The sequence below is a fragment of the Alloalcanivorax venustensis genome, assembly GCF_047495515.1.
Lineage (GTDB): Bacteria > Pseudomonadota > Gammaproteobacteria > Pseudomonadales > Alcanivoracaceae > Alloalcanivorax > Alloalcanivorax venustensis.
Genome location: NZ_CP179934.1, coordinates 2614293 through 2629792, shown reverse-complemented (window position 1 = coordinate 2629792; position 15500 = coordinate 2614293). Strand labels below are relative to the sequence as shown.

The 15500-nt window shown below is 66.1% G+C and carries 16 protein-coding genes; 10 read left to right on the top strand and 6 right to left on the bottom strand.

The window, feature by feature from the left end; translation table 11 throughout:
• The first annotated feature begins 75 nt into the window (after positions 1-75).
• Both ACMG4O_RS12340 and ACMG4O_RS12335 read left to right on the top strand, forming a co-directional pair.
• Positions 76-492 (top strand): PaaI family thioesterase, encoded by a 417-nt coding sequence (locus tag ACMG4O_RS12340; RefSeq protein ID WP_067607816.1) that lies wholly within the window; start codon positions 76-78, stop codon positions 490-492.
• Between the two features lies 1 nt (position 493).
• Positions 494-1084, top strand: coding sequence for a 2-hydroxychromene-2-carboxylate isomerase (locus ACMG4O_RS12335; protein ID WP_194856153.1), 591 nt, complete (start codon positions 494-496; stop codon positions 1082-1084).
• Here ACMG4O_RS12335 and ACMG4O_RS12330 read toward each other — a convergent pair.
• The 3 genes from ACMG4O_RS12330 to ACMG4O_RS12320 all read right to left on the bottom strand — a co-directional run bounded on the left by ACMG4O_RS12330 (position 1081) and on the right by ACMG4O_RS12320 (position 5431).
• The gene (locus ACMG4O_RS12330; RefSeq protein ID WP_414433866.1) at positions 1081-2766 is read right to left on the bottom strand and encodes an ABC1 kinase family protein; all 1686 of its coding nucleotides are present in this window, start codon (positions 2764-2766) and stop codon (positions 1081-1083) included. The genes ACMG4O_RS12335 and ACMG4O_RS12330 overlap by 4 nt on opposite strands.
• An 85-nt stretch (positions 2767-2851) precedes the next feature.
• On the bottom strand, positions 2852-3358 hold the full coding sequence (locus tag ACMG4O_RS12325) for a hypothetical protein (protein WP_414433865.1): 507 nt from the start codon (positions 3356-3358) through the stop codon (positions 2852-2854).
• Positions 3359-3895: 537 nt separating this feature from the next.
• Positions 3896-5431: a cryptochrome/photolyase family protein gene (locus ACMG4O_RS12320; protein WP_414433864.1), complete on the bottom strand. Its 1536-nt coding sequence runs from the start codon at positions 5429-5431 to the stop codon at positions 3896-3898.
• 128 nt (positions 5432-5559) lie between these two features.
• Here ACMG4O_RS12320 and ACMG4O_RS12315 point away from each other — a divergent pair, with 128 nt between their 5' ends.
• The 6 genes from ACMG4O_RS12315 to ACMG4O_RS12290 all read left to right on the top strand — a co-directional run bounded on the left by ACMG4O_RS12315 (position 5560) and on the right by ACMG4O_RS12290 (position 10621).
• Positions 5560-6600, top strand: coding sequence for an AraC family transcriptional regulator (locus tag ACMG4O_RS12315; protein WP_142949067.1), 1041 nt, complete (start codon positions 5560-5562; stop codon positions 6598-6600).
• Entirely contained in the window at positions 6587-7471 is an 885-nt protein-coding gene (gene purU / locus ACMG4O_RS12310) for a formyltetrahydrofolate deformylase (RefSeq protein WP_414433863.1), read from the top strand. Before ACMG4O_RS12315 ends, purU begins: the two co-directional genes overlap by 14 nt.
• A 124-nt stretch (positions 7472-7595) precedes the next feature.
• Complete coding sequence (rlmM, locus tag ACMG4O_RS12305) at positions 7596-8624, top strand: 23S rRNA (cytidine(2498)-2'-O)-methyltransferase RlmM (RefSeq protein WP_370184047.1); 1029 nt, start codon at positions 7596-7598, stop codon at positions 8622-8624.
• Positions 8617-9858 carry an MFS transporter gene (locus tag ACMG4O_RS12300; RefSeq protein ID WP_370184050.1) on the top strand — a complete coding sequence of 414 codons (1242 nt, stop codon included), beginning with the start codon at positions 8617-8619 and terminating at the stop codon, positions 9856-9858. The genes rlmM and ACMG4O_RS12300 overlap by 8 nt, the downstream gene beginning before the upstream one ends.
• 10 nt (positions 9859-9868) lie before the next feature.
• Positions 9869-10114, top strand: a complete 246-nt coding sequence (tusA, locus tag ACMG4O_RS12295) for a sulfurtransferase TusA (RefSeq protein WP_370184052.1) — start codon at positions 9869-9871, stop codon at positions 10112-10114.
• Positions 10115-10216: 102 nt separating this feature from the next.
• Positions 10217-10621 (top strand): MAPEG family protein, encoded by a 405-nt coding sequence (locus tag ACMG4O_RS12290; RefSeq protein WP_370184054.1) that lies wholly within the window; start codon positions 10217-10219, stop codon positions 10619-10621.
• On the opposite strand, the gene ACMG4O_RS12285 is transcribed toward ACMG4O_RS12290, so the two are convergent.
• The 3 genes from ACMG4O_RS12285 to ACMG4O_RS12275 all read right to left on the bottom strand — a co-directional run bounded on the left by ACMG4O_RS12285 (position 10622) and on the right by ACMG4O_RS12275 (position 13305).
• Positions 10622-11515 carry a carbon-nitrogen hydrolase gene (locus ACMG4O_RS12285; protein ID WP_370184055.1) on the bottom strand — a complete coding sequence of 298 codons (894 nt, stop codon included), beginning with the start codon at positions 11513-11515 and terminating at the stop codon, positions 10622-10624. It lies immediately after the preceding gene.
• A 64-nt stretch (positions 11516-11579) separates the two neighbouring features.
• On the bottom strand, positions 11580-12611 hold the full coding sequence (locus ACMG4O_RS12280) for an agmatine deiminase family protein (protein WP_370184058.1): 1032 nt from the start codon (positions 12609-12611) through the stop codon (positions 11580-11582).
• On the bottom strand, positions 12604-13305 hold the full coding sequence (locus tag ACMG4O_RS12275) for a hypothetical protein (RefSeq protein WP_228548052.1): 702 nt from the start codon (positions 13303-13305) through the stop codon (positions 12604-12606). The genes ACMG4O_RS12280 and ACMG4O_RS12275 overlap by 8 nt, the downstream gene beginning before the upstream one ends.
• A 211-nt stretch (positions 13306-13516) precedes the next feature.
• Here ACMG4O_RS12275 and ACMG4O_RS12270 point away from each other — a divergent pair, with 211 nt between their 5' ends.
• Together ACMG4O_RS12270 and ACMG4O_RS12265 are read left to right on the top strand one after the other, a co-directional pair.
• On the top strand, positions 13517-14752 hold the full coding sequence (locus tag ACMG4O_RS12270) for a lipoprotein-releasing ABC transporter permease subunit (RefSeq protein ID WP_142949060.1): 1236 nt from the start codon (positions 13517-13519) through the stop codon (positions 14750-14752).
• Entirely contained in the window at positions 14745-15443 is a 699-nt protein-coding gene (locus ACMG4O_RS12265) for an ABC transporter ATP-binding protein (RefSeq protein WP_370201652.1), read from the top strand. The genes ACMG4O_RS12270 and ACMG4O_RS12265 overlap by 8 nt, the downstream gene beginning before the upstream one ends.
• Positions 15444-15500: the final 57 nt, after the last annotated feature.

Here is a 15500-nt window from a genome sequence, read left to right as displayed (position 1 = left end):
GCTGGCCAACGCCGGCCCGATGCGGAATGCTTGACGCTTGTCCGCATGGGTTATAACAACAGGGGGATAGTCGCCATGGCCGACCAGGACCAGGTGCGCACCTTGATGCAGGCGCCGTTTTTGCGCTTGCTGGGGGTGGAAGTGGACAGTATCGAGCCGGGCAGGGTGGTGTCCCGCCTGCCGGTGCGCGAAGAGCTCAATCAACAGAACGGCTATGTGCACGCCGGCGCGGTGGGCACCCTGGCGGATCACACCGCCGGCGCCGCCTGTGGCACGCTGCTCGACGACGGCCATATGCCGTTGACCGCCGAGTTCAAGGTCAATCTGCTGCGCCCGGCCCTGGGCGTGGCGCTGGTGTGCGAGGCGACGGTGCTGAAAATGGGCAAGACATTGACGGTGGCGGAGTCCGAGGTGTTCGCCGAGGACGGCAACGGCGGCCGAAAGCTGATCGCCAAGGCCACCGTGACCCTGGCGATCGTGGCGGTGCGCTGATATGGCGGATCTGGAATTCTGGTTCGATTTTGCCAGCCCCTACGCCTATCTGGCGGCGGAGACCATTGAGCCGGCCGCCGCCGAGGCCGGCGTGCGGGTGATCTGGAAGCCGTTCCTGCTGGGCCCGATTTTCAGCGAGCAGGGCTGGACCGATTCGCCCTTCAACCTTTACCCGGCCCGGGGCCGCTACCTGTGGCTGGATCTCCAACGGGAGACCCGGCGCCTGGGCATTGCCTGGCGCCGGCCGGCGCGCTTTCCGTTCAACAGCACCCTGGCCACCAAAACCGCCACCTGGATCGACACCGGGTTCCGGCTGCCGGCGTATTGTCGGGCGGTGTTTCGGGCCGGCTTCGCCGAGCGCCGCGATCCGGCCACGCCCACGGTGATCGAGGAGTGCCTGCGCCAGGCGGGGCTGGACCGCGCGCCCCTGGACCGGGCGCTGGCGGAAGGCGGCGGCGAGCGCACCCGGGCCGACGTGGCGGCGGCCCGCCAGCGGGATATTTTCGGTGCCCCGTCGTTCGTGGTGAACGGCGAGCTGTTCTGGGGCAACGAGCGCCTCGGCGCGGCCCTGGAGCGCGCCTGGGTGGATTAGAACTCCGCCCGCGGTACCAGGCCCCAGCGCTGCCACCAGGGGAGCGGTTCGGGTGTCGCCGCCTGCCGAGGAGTGTCGCCGAGGGTTTCCGGCATGGTCAGATAACGCAGCACCAGACGGCCGATGTCCAGGCGCGGCTGATAATGCAGAAACAGGCCGCCCAGGGTGCCGAACACCCGCGCCAGCATCACGAACTCCGCCGGTATTTTTTCCACCGGGTCGTCCTCCATGCGGATCAACAGCGCTCGCACCTGTTCCATCAGTGCCTCCGGGCCGGGCCACTGCGTGCCGGCGGCGCCGGTCTCCACCATGGCCACCCGTATCTGATCGAGCAGGGCGTCGGTGAACGCCAGCAGAGTGTCCGGGCGGCCGCTGCGGGTGGCGAAGCCGAGCTCCGCCAGGGTTTCCGCGATCACCGTGCGTTCGCCGACAATGGCGGCCTGCAGCACCCGGAAGTAGCCGCGCCGGTAGGCCTCCGGCAGCGTCATGGTGCAGCCGAAGTCGAGCACCACCACGCGGCCGTCGTCGTCGACCATCAGGTTGCCCGGGTGCGGGTCGGCCTGGAACACGCCGCCCACCAGCACCTGACGGAACCAGGCGTCGAGCAGGGCGTGCAGGATGCCGCTGACGGCCTCCTGATCACCGCGTTGGTTGTGTTCGTCGAGCACCATGGTGAGCTTGCGCCCGCGAACGAACTCGCTGGTCAGCACGCGTCGCCCGCACAGGCTGTCGACCGTGGCGGGGACGGTGACCGCCGGTTGCGCCGCCAGCTGGGCGCGCACACGACGCATGGCGTCGGCTTCGCCCGGGTAGTCCAGTTCGTCGCGGACGGTACGCTGGATTTCCCCGATGATGGTGTCGAAATCCATCGGCGGCAGGGCGCCGCGCACACTGTCGATGAATACCTTTAACAGTGTCATATCCAGCTCGATGACCTCATCCAGACCGGGGCGCTGGATTTTCACCGCCACCTCGCGGCCATCCGCCAAGCGGGCTTTATGCACCTGGCCGATGCTGGCGGCGGCCAGCGGTTCCGGATCAAAGTGCTCGAACAGCTGCTCCAAGGGGGCACCGAACTCCTGCTCGATCACGCCGCGCACCGCCTCAAAGGTTTCCGGACGGGCCTGGTCCTGCAGCTGGGCCAGTTCTTCCACCCAGGCGGCGGGCAGCAGGTCCGGGCGGCTGGACAGGATTTGCCCGATCTTGAGGAAGGCGCCGCCCTGTTCCAGGGAGGTTTTGCGGAAGCGGCGCGCGTTCTTGCGGTGCAGGGAGGTCAGGGCCGCCTCCTGCATGCTGGAGGGCAGGAACGCCGAACGCGTGCCCCAGAGCCGGTAACTGGCCACCACCCGGGTGAGCATCCAGCCGGTTACGGAGAGCCGTTTCAGCCGGGCGGGCCAGCGTTTCGCCTCGCGGGCCAGTTCCTGGCATTCACCGGCCACGTCGCCGGCGCCGCTCTCGATGGCGCGCCAGGCGGACACGGCCTGCTGCGCCAGCTCACGGCCCTGCCAGGCGGTGCGTTCGATGGCTTTCAGCGTGCCTTCCATCACCGCCAGCCAGGCGCGCAGGCCGCTGTCCTGCTGGTGGCCGCTGAAGGCCTTCAGCGCCGGCCAGTGGCGGTCGCGGCTTTCCATGTCGGTCCGGTCAGCAGTGTCGATGTCGGTGGCTTGCCGGGATACGGTCATAGGGGCGCCCCTTGTCATTTAATGTATTACAAAATAGGACAGCCGGGCCGGTCTGGCAATGGCGATGTGAACACTTGTTACAAAATTACCCGGCGGGGTCTTTGTCGAGGCAGGCCTGGCACAGCCACACCACCGGGGCGGCGGGCTCGGTGGTCAGCCCGCGCAGCGCCTTCTGCCCGCGGGAGAGGGTGACACCGCACTGGGTGCAGTGGGTGGGCTTGTTGACGATCACTTCCTGCCAGGCGTCCACGGCGTCGAGCAGGGCACGGGCCACGGTGCCGCCCTGGTCGGCGGGCACGAAGGTGGCCGGCGCGCGGGCCTGGCCCCTGGCGGCGGAGGCCAGGCGGCGGGCGTCCCGGGTCACGTTGTCCACCAGTTGCGAGGAATCGGCAACGATGCCGTCCACCAGGCGGAAGCTGTCTTCCAACACATTGCGGATCAGGTGGGACACGGTTACCCGTTCCCGCTCGGCGGCGTGGCGCAGGCTGTCTTCCAGGTCCTGGGGCACGCGGGTCTGGATCACCCGGTCCTTGCGTTCACTCTCCGGCGCCGGCCGTCTTCCACGGCGGCTTTTACGCGGCTTGTCGGTCATGGTGGTCGGTCACGGTGTGTTGGTTCAGGTCACGACAATGTACTACAAAAAAGTTCGTCATGCTCCGGGGCTGGTTCTCTCCATCCGGGACGCGGTGCAATGGTGGTGCCTTCCGGGATCGCTCAAGCCTTCCCTGGGCGCTCTCATTTGGCCATCCCTGGCCAAATAGGTCCCTCCAGGCACCACCATTGCCCCGCTCTCTGGGCAGCGGAACCGCCACGGGTCAGAACACCGCCTGGACCTTTCTACGAAGTGGGGCTTGTGGCGGCGAATTTCCCAAGGAGCGCCGGGATCGGGTGGGCCCGTCCAGGACCGTGTTTGGCCAGGGATGGCCAAACGCCGAGCTTACAGGGATGTACTCGCAGCGTGTCCTGGACGGGCCCACCCGATCCCGGTGCGGGCTTTCTGGAGAGAAAAAGTCTCTGGGATCCCGCCGGGTGGCTAGCGCCACCCTTTCGCGGGCGAGGCCCGCTCGCACAACTTCGCACCCTTTCGCGGGCGGGGCCCGCTCCCACAAGCTCACTCCCACAAGGCGGCTTAAAGGTGTTCGGGATCCTCGAGCAGGGTGTCGGCGCGGGCCAGGATCGCGTCCCGCTTGCTCTCGGCCATGCGGCCCCAGGCTTTGTAGATCATGCTCATGCGCGGGTGCTTCTCGAAGCGCCGCCGGTGGCGGTGGATAAAATGCCAGTAGAGGCTGTTGAACGGGCAGCTGTTGTCTTCCTCGGCGCTGCTCACCTTGTAGGGGCAGTCGCCGCAGTAGTCGGACATGCGCTGGATGTATTTGCCGCTGGCGGCGTAGGGCTTGGAGCCCAGATAGCCGCCGTCGGCGTGCATCACCATGCCCAGGGTGTTGGGCAGCTCCACCCACTCGTAGGCGTCCGCGTAGACCGCCAGGTACCATTCGTGAATCTGCTTCACTTCCACGCCCAGCAGCAGGGCCAGGTTGCCTGTGACCATCAGCCGCTGAATGTGGTGGGCGTAGGCGTGTTCGCGGGTGGCGCGCACCGCTTCGGACACGCAGCGCATGCGGGTCTTGCCGCTCCAGTAGAACCAGGGCAGGTCGCGGTGGCTGGCGAGCCGGTTTTCTTCCCGGTAGTCGGGCATCAGCAGCCAGTACAGGCCGCGCACGTATTCGCGCCAGCCCAGTATCTGGCGGATGAAGCCTTCCACCGCGTTGAGCGGCGCCTTGTCTTGCAGGTAGCGCTGCTCGGCGGCCTCGCACACCGCCAGGGGGTCGAGCAGGCCGGCGTTGATGTACTGGCTGAGCACGCTGTGGAAGAGAAAGTCGTCGCCGCTGTCCATGGCGTCCTGATAGTCGCCGAAGTGGGGCAGGGCGTGGTCCAGAAAGTGACTCAGTGACGCCTGCGCCTGCTCTTCGGTAACCGCGAACCAGAACGGTTGCAGGTCGCCGAAGCGGTCGGGGAAGCGGGCTTCCACCAGCTCCAGGACTTCCCGGGTGGTGGCGTCCGGGTTGAAGCGCTTGGGGCCGGGGGGCGGCGCTTCGCCGTCGAAGCGTTTGCGGTTTTCCTTGTCGAAGTTCCAGCGGCCGCCCAGCGGCTGGCCGTCGGCGTCCATCAGCAGGCCGGTGGCGCGGCGCATGGTGCGGTAGAAGTATTCCATGCGCGGCTGTTTGCGGCACTCGGCCCAGTCCCGGAAGGCCTCGGTGGTGCACAGGAAGCGCCGGTCATCCAGGATGCGCACCGTGCACCCGAGCTTCTGCGGCCACTGGCGCTTCATGGCCTCGAGCAGCCGCCACTCGCCGGGGGCGGTGACCAGCAGTTGGCGGGCGCCGCTGTCGCGGCGGCTGGCCAGCAGGGCATCGGTGAGGTCCTGATGGTCCTGGTCCAGGGTATAGTAGTCCACCCGCCAGCCGTCCTGGCGCAGGCGATCGGCGAAATGGCGCATGGCGGCGAACAGGAACGCGATCTTCTTGCGGTGGTGGGGCACGTAGTCGCACTCGCCGGCCACCTCCGCCATTACCACCCGGTCGCGGGCCGGGTCGCCTTCGGCCAGGCTGCTGAGATGGGGGCTGAGCTGGTCGCCGAGAATCAGTATCAGGCGGGGTGCGGCCATGGTGGCGGTCCTTGCGCGATGGGTTGAGCTACACAGGGTAGCGCCGGGCGATGAAGCCCGGGTCAAAAGTATTTATCATGGGGCGCTTGTCCGATGGGGGCAGGGCACGTGACGTTTCAGGATGGCCAATGATTCAGCGAAGAACAATCAACGTACAGCGGGTGGTGAAGGTGCTGCAGGGCGCCGCCCGCGGTGGCGTGAGCATTCCGGCGCTGCTTGACCAGTGCGGTATCGAGCGGCGCGTGCTGGAGGATCCGGACGCGCGCATCGAGCGCGATACCTTTATCCGTTTGATGTTGCTGGTCATGGAGCAGACCCAGGATGAGTTCCTGGGCTTCGGGCAGGGCCGCAAGTCCAAGCCCGGCACGTTTTCGATGATGGCCCACGCGGTGGTCAACTGCCCCAACCTGGAAGCGGCGGTGGACCGGGGGATCCGTTTCTACAGTTTGTTTGACCTGAGCGTGGACAGCCGGCTGCTGCGTGACGGCGACCAGGCCGCTCTGATGGTGCGCGTGGACCGCCGGCTGGATTTCCGCGATGTGATCATCGAGGCGATGCTGTTCCTGTCGCTGCGTTTTATGAGCTGGCTGGTGGGCAAGGCGGTGGAGCCGCAGGCGGTGTACCTGGACTACGAGCCGGTGCGCGAGGACGACGAATACCGCTTTATGTTCGACTGCCCGACGCACTACAACAGCGACGTCAACCAGGTGGTGTTCCCGGCGCATTTTCTCGACCTGCCGCTGGTGCAGAACGAGCTGTCGCTGTCCAAGTTCCTGCGCGACTCGCTGGCTCAGTTGTTCGACGGCAACGTACACAACGTGGGGCTGCCGGCCCAGATCCGCGCGATCATCTCCAATGAGTACGGCAACCATTTTCCCGACTTCGGCGAGATCTGCGAAAAGCTCGGCATGACGCCGCAGACCCTGCGTCGCCGTCTCAAGGAAGGCAACACCAGCTATCAGGAAATCAAGGATTCGATCCGCAAGGACGCTTCGGTGTATTACCTTTCCAAACCGGAACTGAGCATCGACGAAATCGCCCTGCTGATGGGTTTCAGCGAGGCCAGTTCTTTCCATAGGGCGTTCAAGAAGTGGACCGGTCAGACCCCGTCCGCCTACCGGCGCGACCATTTCGGCAATCCACACGGAGACATTCATGAACCCCGCTGACAAACCCGAGGACGCGGCCACCGCCCGCCTGCTGGTGACCTGCCCGGACCAGCCCGGCATCATCAGCGCGGTGTCCACGTTTCTGTACAACCACGGCGCCAACATTACCGACCTGGATCAGCACTCCAGCGATCATCAGGACGGTACTTTCTTTCTGCGCCTGGAATTCCAGACCCCGGGGCTGGATTGCAGCCACGAAGCGCTGGAGAACAACTTCCGCAACCGCGTCGCCAACCGCTACGGGATGCAGTGGCACATCAGTTACGCCGCTGATAAAAAGCGCATGGCGGTGCTGGTGTCCTGCCATGACCACGTGATCATGGACCTGTTGTGGCGGGTGTCGCGGGGCGATCTGCCGGCGGTGATTCCGATGGTGATCAGCAACCACGACGACCTGCGCGGCGAAGTGGAGCGTTTCGGCATTCCCTACCACCACATTCCGGTCACCCGGGACAATAAGGAAGAGGCGGAAGCGCAGGCATTGGAGCTGTTGGAAGGGCAAGTGGACGTGATCGTACTGGCCCGCTACATGCAGATTCTCAGCCCCACCTTCGTGGCCCGGCACCCGCACCGCATCATCAATATTCACCACTCTTTCTTGCCCGCCTTCGTCGGTGCCAACCCCTATCAGCAGGCCCACGACCGGGGCGTGAAACTGATCGGCGCCACCAGCCACTACGTCACCGAGGACCTGGACCAGGGGCCGATCATCGAACAGAACGTGCAGCGCGTGTCGCACCGCCATTCGGCGGCCGAGCTGCGCGGCCTGGGCCAGGACGTGGAGCGCCAGGTGATGCTGCGCGCGGTGCGCTGGCACCTGGAAGACCGGGTGATCGTGGACGGAAACAAGACGGTGGTGTTCGTTAAGTAACGAACACCACCGTCAGTGAATAGTTAATAGTGAACAGTTAACAGCGGGGCGGCTCCGAAGCCGGGTTTTTCGCTATTCACTGTTCACTGTTAACTATTAACTCTTCACCACTAGTTGTCGTTTTATGGAAACTTTTCTGGCGTTGTGCCGGCCGGGGTTCGAGTCGGATCTGGCCGCGGAGTTCACCGAGCGTGCCGCCGATATGGGCGTGGCCGGTTACCCGCGCGCGGACAAGAACAAGGGCTATGTGCTTTGGCACAGCCAGCAGGGCAGCGTGATGTCGTTGCTGGATACCGGGCTGGTGTTCGCGCGCAGCCTGTATCCCTGCCCGGATCGCTTTGAGGACCTGCCGGACACCGATCGCATCGGCGCCCTGTGGCCGTCACTACGGGCGCTGGGGCCGTTCAGCGAGCTCTATCTGGAGCACGCGGACAGCAATGACGGCCGCGAGCTGGCCCGTTTTCTGCGCGGCTTCCGCAAAGCGCTGGAGCCCCGGCTGCGTAAGGACGGCCTGCTGCGCAACAATGCCCGGCAGCGTTTGCATCTGTTTTTCGACGACTCCCGCAACGGTCTGATCGGTGTCAGCCCGGCGGAGCTGCCGTTGCCGGAGAGCGGCCTGATGCGCCTGCGGCTGTCGCCGGAAGCGCCCAGCCGTTCGGCGCTCAAGCTGGAAGAGGCGCTGCTGCGTTTTTGCGGGCGGGGCCGGCCGCCGGGTCTGCACACCGCCGTGGACCTGGGCGCGGCGCCCGGCGGCTGGAGCTGGCATCTGGCGCGGCTGGGCATCAAGGTCACCGGCGTCGACCATGGCCGGCTGGACGCGCGCCTGATGGACGAGTACCCGGTGCGCCATGTGGCCGGCGACGCCTTCACCTGGCGCCCGGAGCGGCCGGTGGATCTGGTGGTCTGCGATGTGGTGGACAAGCCGGCGCGCACCCTGGCGCTGATGCAGAAGTGGCTGCAGCAGGGCTGGGCCCGCACCGCCTTGTTCAATCTCAAGCTGCCGATGGCGCGCCGCTACCGGGAGACCGCCACCTTGCTGGAGCGCCTCCAGGAGGGGCTGTCGCGGCAGTACCCCGATGCCCGCATCCAGGCCGCGCACCTCTATCACGACCGCGAGGAAATCACCGTCTGGGTGGACTGCCGCGATGCCTGAAGCGCGGCGGCCGGCGCTGCCGGTGCTGCTGGGCACCCTGGCGGTGCTGTATTTCCTGCAGGGCCTGCCCGCCGGCCTGCTGGCCAAGGCGGTGCCGTCCCTGGCCCGCGAGAGCGGCCTGTCCCGGGAGTGGATCGGTCTGCTGGGCCTGGCCGCCGCGCCCTGGGCGCTGAAATTTCTGTGGGCGCCCTGGGTGGACCGGCTCGGCCGGGGCCGCCCCGGCCACCGCAAACGCTGGGTGATCGGCTGCCAGGCGCTGGTGGTGCTGATTCTGCTGCTGCTGTCCTTCACCGAGCGGGCGGTCTGGTTCGCCGACGCCTTTCCGCTGCTGTTACTGCTGTTGCTGCTGCTGAACACCGCCAGCGCCACCCAGGATATCGCCGCCGACGGCCTCGCCGTGCGGTTGCTGCGTCCTGAATGGCGCGGGCCCGGTAACAGCGTCCAGGTGCTGGGCTACAAGGTCGGGCTGATTCTCAGCGGCGCCCTGTTGCTGATGGCCAACGACTGGATCGGCTGGCGCGCCAGCCTCTGGTTGCTGGCGGCCACGGTGGCGTTATTGCTGATACCGGTGGCGTTGTTCCGCGAGCCCCTGGAGGCGTCGCCTTCGATACCGACGCCGGCGGAACGGACATCGCGCCACTGGTGGTGGCGCCAGTGGCAGGGGTTCTGGCAGCGGCCCGGCCTGCTGCTGTGGGTGGTGATTCTGCTTGGCTACAAGATCGGTGACGGCTTCGGCACGCGGATGATCAAGCCGTTTCTGGTGGATGAGGGCTGGAGCCAGGCGGCCATCGGCCGGTTGGACCTGGCGGCCTCGCTGACCGGGTTACTGGCGGCGGCGCTGGCCGGCCTGCTGATGCTGTGGCTGAGCCGCAAGGCGGCGCTGATCGGCTTTGGTTTGCTGCAGGCGCTGGCGTTCGTCGGCTGGTGGGCGGTGGCCGCCGGCGCGGCCGGCTGGATCTGGCCGGTGGCGCTGTTCGAGCAGTTCGCGGACGGCCTCTCCACGGTGGCCCTGTTCGTGGTGATGATGGACTACTGCCGCCGTGACCGGGAGGGTGGCGATTACACCCTGCAGGCATCGGTGTACCTGATGGCGGTGGGGCTTTTCACGCTGGGCAGCGGTTTCAGCGCTTCGGCGCTGGGCTACGCCGGCCATTTCCTGCTTGCGGCGGGCCTTGGCGGCTTGGTTATAATAGCGGCCCTTTTCTGGCGCCCGCCGCCGCAACGACTGGGCTGACCTTTTTGCCATGACTGATACGCCGCACGCTGAACATCATCTCGACGCCACCGGCCTGGTTTGTCCGGAACCGGTGATGCTGCTGCACGGCAAGGTGCGCGACATGGCCGCCGGCGATGTGTTGGAAGTGCGCGCCACCGACCCCTCCACGGAACGGGATATTCCCAAGTTTTGCCAGTTTCTCGGCCACACGCTTCTGGAGCAGCGCCAGCGGGGGGACCTGTTCCTCTACTGGATCGAAAAGAAGCGCGCCTGACACCGAACTACATTCGGTAACGTCATTTTCATTTTCGCTGTGTCATTCTGAGATACTCGTGGTCTCCCAGACCGCCTTTGCCTCTGCGATAAGGGAAATAAAATGACTGGTTTTACGGCTTTGCTGATCTTCGTGATTCTGAGTTTATTGCTGGCGATGACCTACGCTGGCTATCGGGTGCCGCAGATTTTTCTGGGGAACAAGAAGGCCAATCACTGGGAGCGCAACCAACCGGTTGACGACCCCGCTTTCCTGATACGTGCCAAAGGCGCCCATTTGAACTGTCTGGAAAACCTGCCGCTGTTCGCGGCCCTGGTGCTAACCGCCGCGGCCACCGGACAAAGTGCGGTGGTGGACGGACTGGCCGGCGCCTTCATTTTTTGTCGTCTGGGGCAAAGCGCGGCGCATTTGATCGGCACCAGTCTGCCGCTGGTGCTGGTTCGCGCTACTCTGTTCGTGGCGCAGGTGCTGATCATGCTGTATCTGGCCTGGACACTGCTGCCCTAGTCAGTCCCGGTAGCGCTTGGTGAGGTCCTGGTAGGCATCCACGCGCCGGTCGCGCAGGTAAGGCCAGATGCGGCGGACCTCTTCAGAGCGCGCCATGTCCAGGTCGACCACCAGCGTCTGTTCCTGGTCCCGGTCGGCGCGGGCCAGGTATTCCCCCTGTGGGCCGCACACAAAACTGTTGCCCCAGAAGTCGATGCCGCCGGCGCCATCCGGGCCGGGTTCGAAGCCGGTGCGGTTGGCGACCAGCACCGGCAGGCCGTTGGCCACCGCGTGGGCGCGCTGCACGGTGATCCAGGCGTCCAGCTGGCGGTTCTGCTCTTCCGGCTCGTCGCTGCGGTCCCAGCCGATGGCGGTGGGGTAGAGCAGCAGATCGGCGCCGGCCAGCGCCATCAGGCGCGCCGCTTCCGGGTACCACTGATCCCAGCACACCAGCAGCCCGAGCTTGCCGACGCTGGTGCGAATCGGCGTGAACCCGGAATGGCCGGCGTTGAAGGTGGCGTCGCCGGGGGTGAAATAAAACTTCTCGTAGAAGCCCGGGTCGTCGGGGATGTGCATCTTGCGGTACAGGCCGGCCAGATGGCCGTCGCTTTCCAGCACCACGGCGGTGTTGTGGTAGAGGCCGGTGGCGCGCTTTTCGAACAAGCTGGCGACGATCACCACCTGCAGTTCCCGGGCCAGCGCGCCCAGCGCGTCGGTGCTGGGGCCGGGCACCGTTTCCGCCAGATCGAACATGGCGGTGTCTTCGCTCTGGCAGAAATAGAGGCTGCGGTGCAGCTCCTGGAGCATCACCAGCTGGGCCCCCTGGGCCGCGGCCTCGCGGATCTTGTCCATGGAACGGGCCAGGTTGGCGTCCAGGTCGGCGGTGTTCTGTTGCTGTATCACGGCAACGCGCATGTGGGTGTCTCTTCCGGTGCGGTGTTGGAAAGTGGGCGTTGTGAAAAGGATAGCAGTTTCCGGCTCAGGCCAGCACGCCCTCGGGCAGTTGCATGGTGATGCAATGCAGGCTGCCGCCCTGTTCGATCAGCGGTCGGCAGGGGATGCCCTGCACCTGGCGCTCGCCGGCTACGGCGGCGAAGGCCTTCAGGGCGGCGTCATCGGTGTCGCAATCGTACAGCGGCACCAGGATCTTGCGGTTGGTGATCAGGAAGTTGGCGTAGGTGGCCGGCAGCCGCTCGCCGTCGTCGCTGTACTGGGCGCGGGCCATGGGCAGCGGCACCAGGTCGAGCCCTTCGCGGTCGGCCAGCTCGCGCAGTTGCGCGGCCATCGCGGAGAGCGCCGGGTAATGGCTGTCGTCGGGGTCGTCGCAGTGCACATAGGCGAGGGTGGTGGCGTTCACGAAGCGCGCCAGGGTGTCCACATGGGCGTCGGTGTCGTCGCCTTCCAGGTGGCCGTGGTCGAGCCACCAGATGGTGTCCACGCCCAGGGATTCCCGCAGCCGGCTTTCCAGCGTCGCCTCGTCCAGTGCCGGGTTGCGGTTGGGGTTGCGCAGACAGGCGCGGGTGGTGAGCAGATGGCCGTGGCCGTCGGTGTCGATGGCACCGCCTTCCAGGACCAGGTCCTGCGTATGCAGGGTCACGCGCCAGGGCAGGGCGCGGTTGAGCCGGTCGTCGAGGGCCGCTTCGAATTTGCCGCCCCAGCCGGTGAAACGGAAATCCAGCAGCACCGGCGCGCCGTTTTCCTGCACGGCGATGGGGCCGAAATCCCGTGCCCAGGTATCGTTGTAGTCGGCGATGCGGATGCGCAGCCGGCGGCTGTCGGCGCCGCTGTCGTCGATCAGTGTCCGGGCGGTCTCCGCCGCTTCACTGTCGCGGCATACCAGCAGCACCGCTTCGTGGTCGAGCAGCGCCTTGATCAGGGCAAGATAGGTGTCGCGTGCCGGGGACAGCCGGCCGGCCCAGTCGGTGTGCTCGTCGGGCCAGGCCAGCAGGATGCCCCATTGGGGGTGCCACTCCGGTAACAGGCGGCGCTCGGTGTGGCGGTGATCAGTCACTGTCCTGGTCTTCCCGGGGGTCGTCCACGACGATGCGGCCGGTGGCCGGATCGAAGCGGAAACGTCCGTCGCTTGCTTTATCGCCTTCGGCGGCGTCGTCCGAGGCGCCGTCATCGGTGCGCTCCCGGGTGTCGTCGTCGGCGTCCTCTTCGGCACGTTCGTCGGAATCCTTCTCTGCACGCTCCTCGGCGCTTTCCGCTTTGGCGCGCACCGCGGTGCTGCCCGGCGCGGAATCGGATTCGGAACTGGCTTCGTCGTCCTCTTCCTCTTTATTGCGCGGCGGATCGAAGGTCTCCACCTCGATATTGGTTTCCTGCTCTTCCTCTTCCGTGGGCGGCTCCTCGCCGTTGGCCGGAGAAATGCCCACTTCCGCTTCCAGGGTGGAATGCGCCTCCGAGGCTTCGCCCGGCGCGTCGCCGGCTGGGGACGGCTCGGCCGCCGGCGCGCGTTCTTTTTCGCGCACGCTGTGCAGGCTGGTGTCGTTTTCAAAATAGACACTGAAGCCGTCATAGTCCCAGCGCGTGATCGGCGGTTTACCCACCGACGGCCGGGTATGCCGGGGTTCGCCGAATTGCGCGCGCACCTCGGCCTTGCTCAGGCCGCGGCCGGGGATGTCCTGGTCCGACGCGGCCAACGCCGTGGCCGGCCAGTACATCGTGGTCGCCAGTGCCAACGCCGTGAATATCTTGCCCATTACCTCTTCCCCCTTGGATAAGCCGGTACTGATAGTACGGACAGCGTGAACCTCTGTTCAAGTAAAACGGTGTTTAGCCTTGCCCGCGCCGCCGCCCGCGTCGACGATTTTTTGTGGTGCCGGGATTGAATCAAATCGCCGTTGTGTGGTCGCGGATAGTCGTCACAAAGCGACTGGCACAGGCCGCCGTTTTAGTGCTTAAATGCGCGCCATGTTTCGACCCTTTGCCCTGTTCGTGGGTCTGCGCTACACCGGCGCCCGGGCCCGCAATAGTTTCATCTCCGTGATCACCCTGATCTCCGCGCTCGGGCTGATGCTCGGTGTCGCCGTTCTGATCACCGTTCTGTCGGTGATGAACGGCTTCGACCGGGAACTTCAGACCCGCATTCTGGGGATGGTCACCCATTTGTCCGTGCACGGCCGCGAGCCGGTCACCGACTGGCAGGCGCTGGCCGACCAGGTGCGTGACTACCCGGGCGTGGAAGCGGCGGCGCCGTTCATCAAGCTCGAGGGCATGCTCACCTACGAGGGCAACGTGGCCGGGGTGCTGGTCAACGGCATCGAGCCGGAGGCGGAGAAGGACGTGTCCATCGTCGATGAGATGATGTGGGACGGTGACCTCCAGGATCTGCAGCCCGGTGAGTTCGGTATCGTGCTGGGTTACGCGCTGGCCCGTAAGCTGGGCGCTGAAACCGGCGACAAGATCACCCTGGTGTTGCCGGAGGCCAGCGTGTCCCCGGCCGGGGTGATGCCGCGCTTCAAGCGTTTCACCGTGGTCGGCCGTTTCCGGGCGCGGGCCGAGGTGGACAGTCTTTACGCCTATGTGGCCAACGAGGACGCCGCCCGGCTGGAACGCCAGCCCGGCACCGTCGAGGGCATTCATCTGCGCCTCACCGATCTGTTCGCCGCGCCGGAGATCGGCTGGCAACTTCAGCAGGCGCTGGGGCCGGACTACTACACCAGCGACTGGACCCGCAGCCACGGCAACCTGTTCCAGGCCATCAAGATGGAAAAGAGCATGATGACGCTGCTGCTCAGCTTCATCGTCGCCGTGGCCGCGTTCAATATTATTTCCAGCCAGGTGATGCTGGTCACCGAGAAGCGCGGCAACATCGCCGTGTTGCGCACCCTGGGCGCCTCGCCGGGCACCATCATGCGCATCTTCATGGTTCAGGGCACGGTGATCGGCCTGGCCGGCACCTTCCTGGGCACCGTGCTCGGCGTGCTGCTGGCCACCAATGTGAGCGAGGTGGCGGCCTGGGTGGAAGCCACCTTCAACACCCGTCTGTTCGATGCCTACTTCGTCAACTATCTGCCGTCGCAGCTGAAATGGAGCGACGTCACCGTGATTGTCGGCATCGCCATGCTGATCAGCTTCTCGGCCACGCTGTATCCATCCTGGCGTGCCAGCCGGGTGCGACCCGCGGAGGCCCTGCGCTATGAGTAACGGTGAACATCAGGAGTCGGTGCTGGAGGCCCGCGGGCTGGTCAAGTGCTACCCGGAAGGCCGTGGCGAGCTGCAGGTGCTCAACGGCGTGGAGCTGACCGTCCGCCGGGGCGACATCGCCGCCATTATCGGCACCTCCGGGTCGGGCAAATCCACGCTGCTCAACCTGCTGGGCGGGCTGGACGTGCCCAGCGAGGGCACCGTGCAGATCGGCGGCCAGCCGCTGGCCGGTCTCAATGACCGGGCGCTGGGGCGGCTGCGCAATCATTATCTGGGCTTCGTGTACCAGTTCCACCATCTGCTGCCGGAGTTCACCGCCCGGGAGAACGTGGCCATGCCGTTGCTGATCCGTGGCCTCAAGCCGGGGGAAGCCGCGCAACGGGCCGAGCGACTGCTGGATCAGGTGGGCCTGGCGCCGCGCGCCGAGCACAAGCCGGCGCAGCTGAGCGGCGGCGAGCGGCAGCGGGTGGCGATCGCCCGCGCCCTGGTGACCGACCCGGCGCTGGTGATGGCCGACGAGCCCACCGGTAACCTGGACGAGCGCACCGCCGACCAGGTGCAGGACCTGATGCTGGAGCTCAACCAGCGCCTGGGCACCGCTTTCCTGGTGGTTACCCACGATCATCACTTCGCGGGCCGCTGCCAGAGCCGCCACGAGCTGCACGACGGCCTGCTGCATCCGGTGGCCTGAGCCGCCGGCGCACAACACCTTCCGTTTTTTCCTTCCCGGATTATCGCCGCTGGCTGA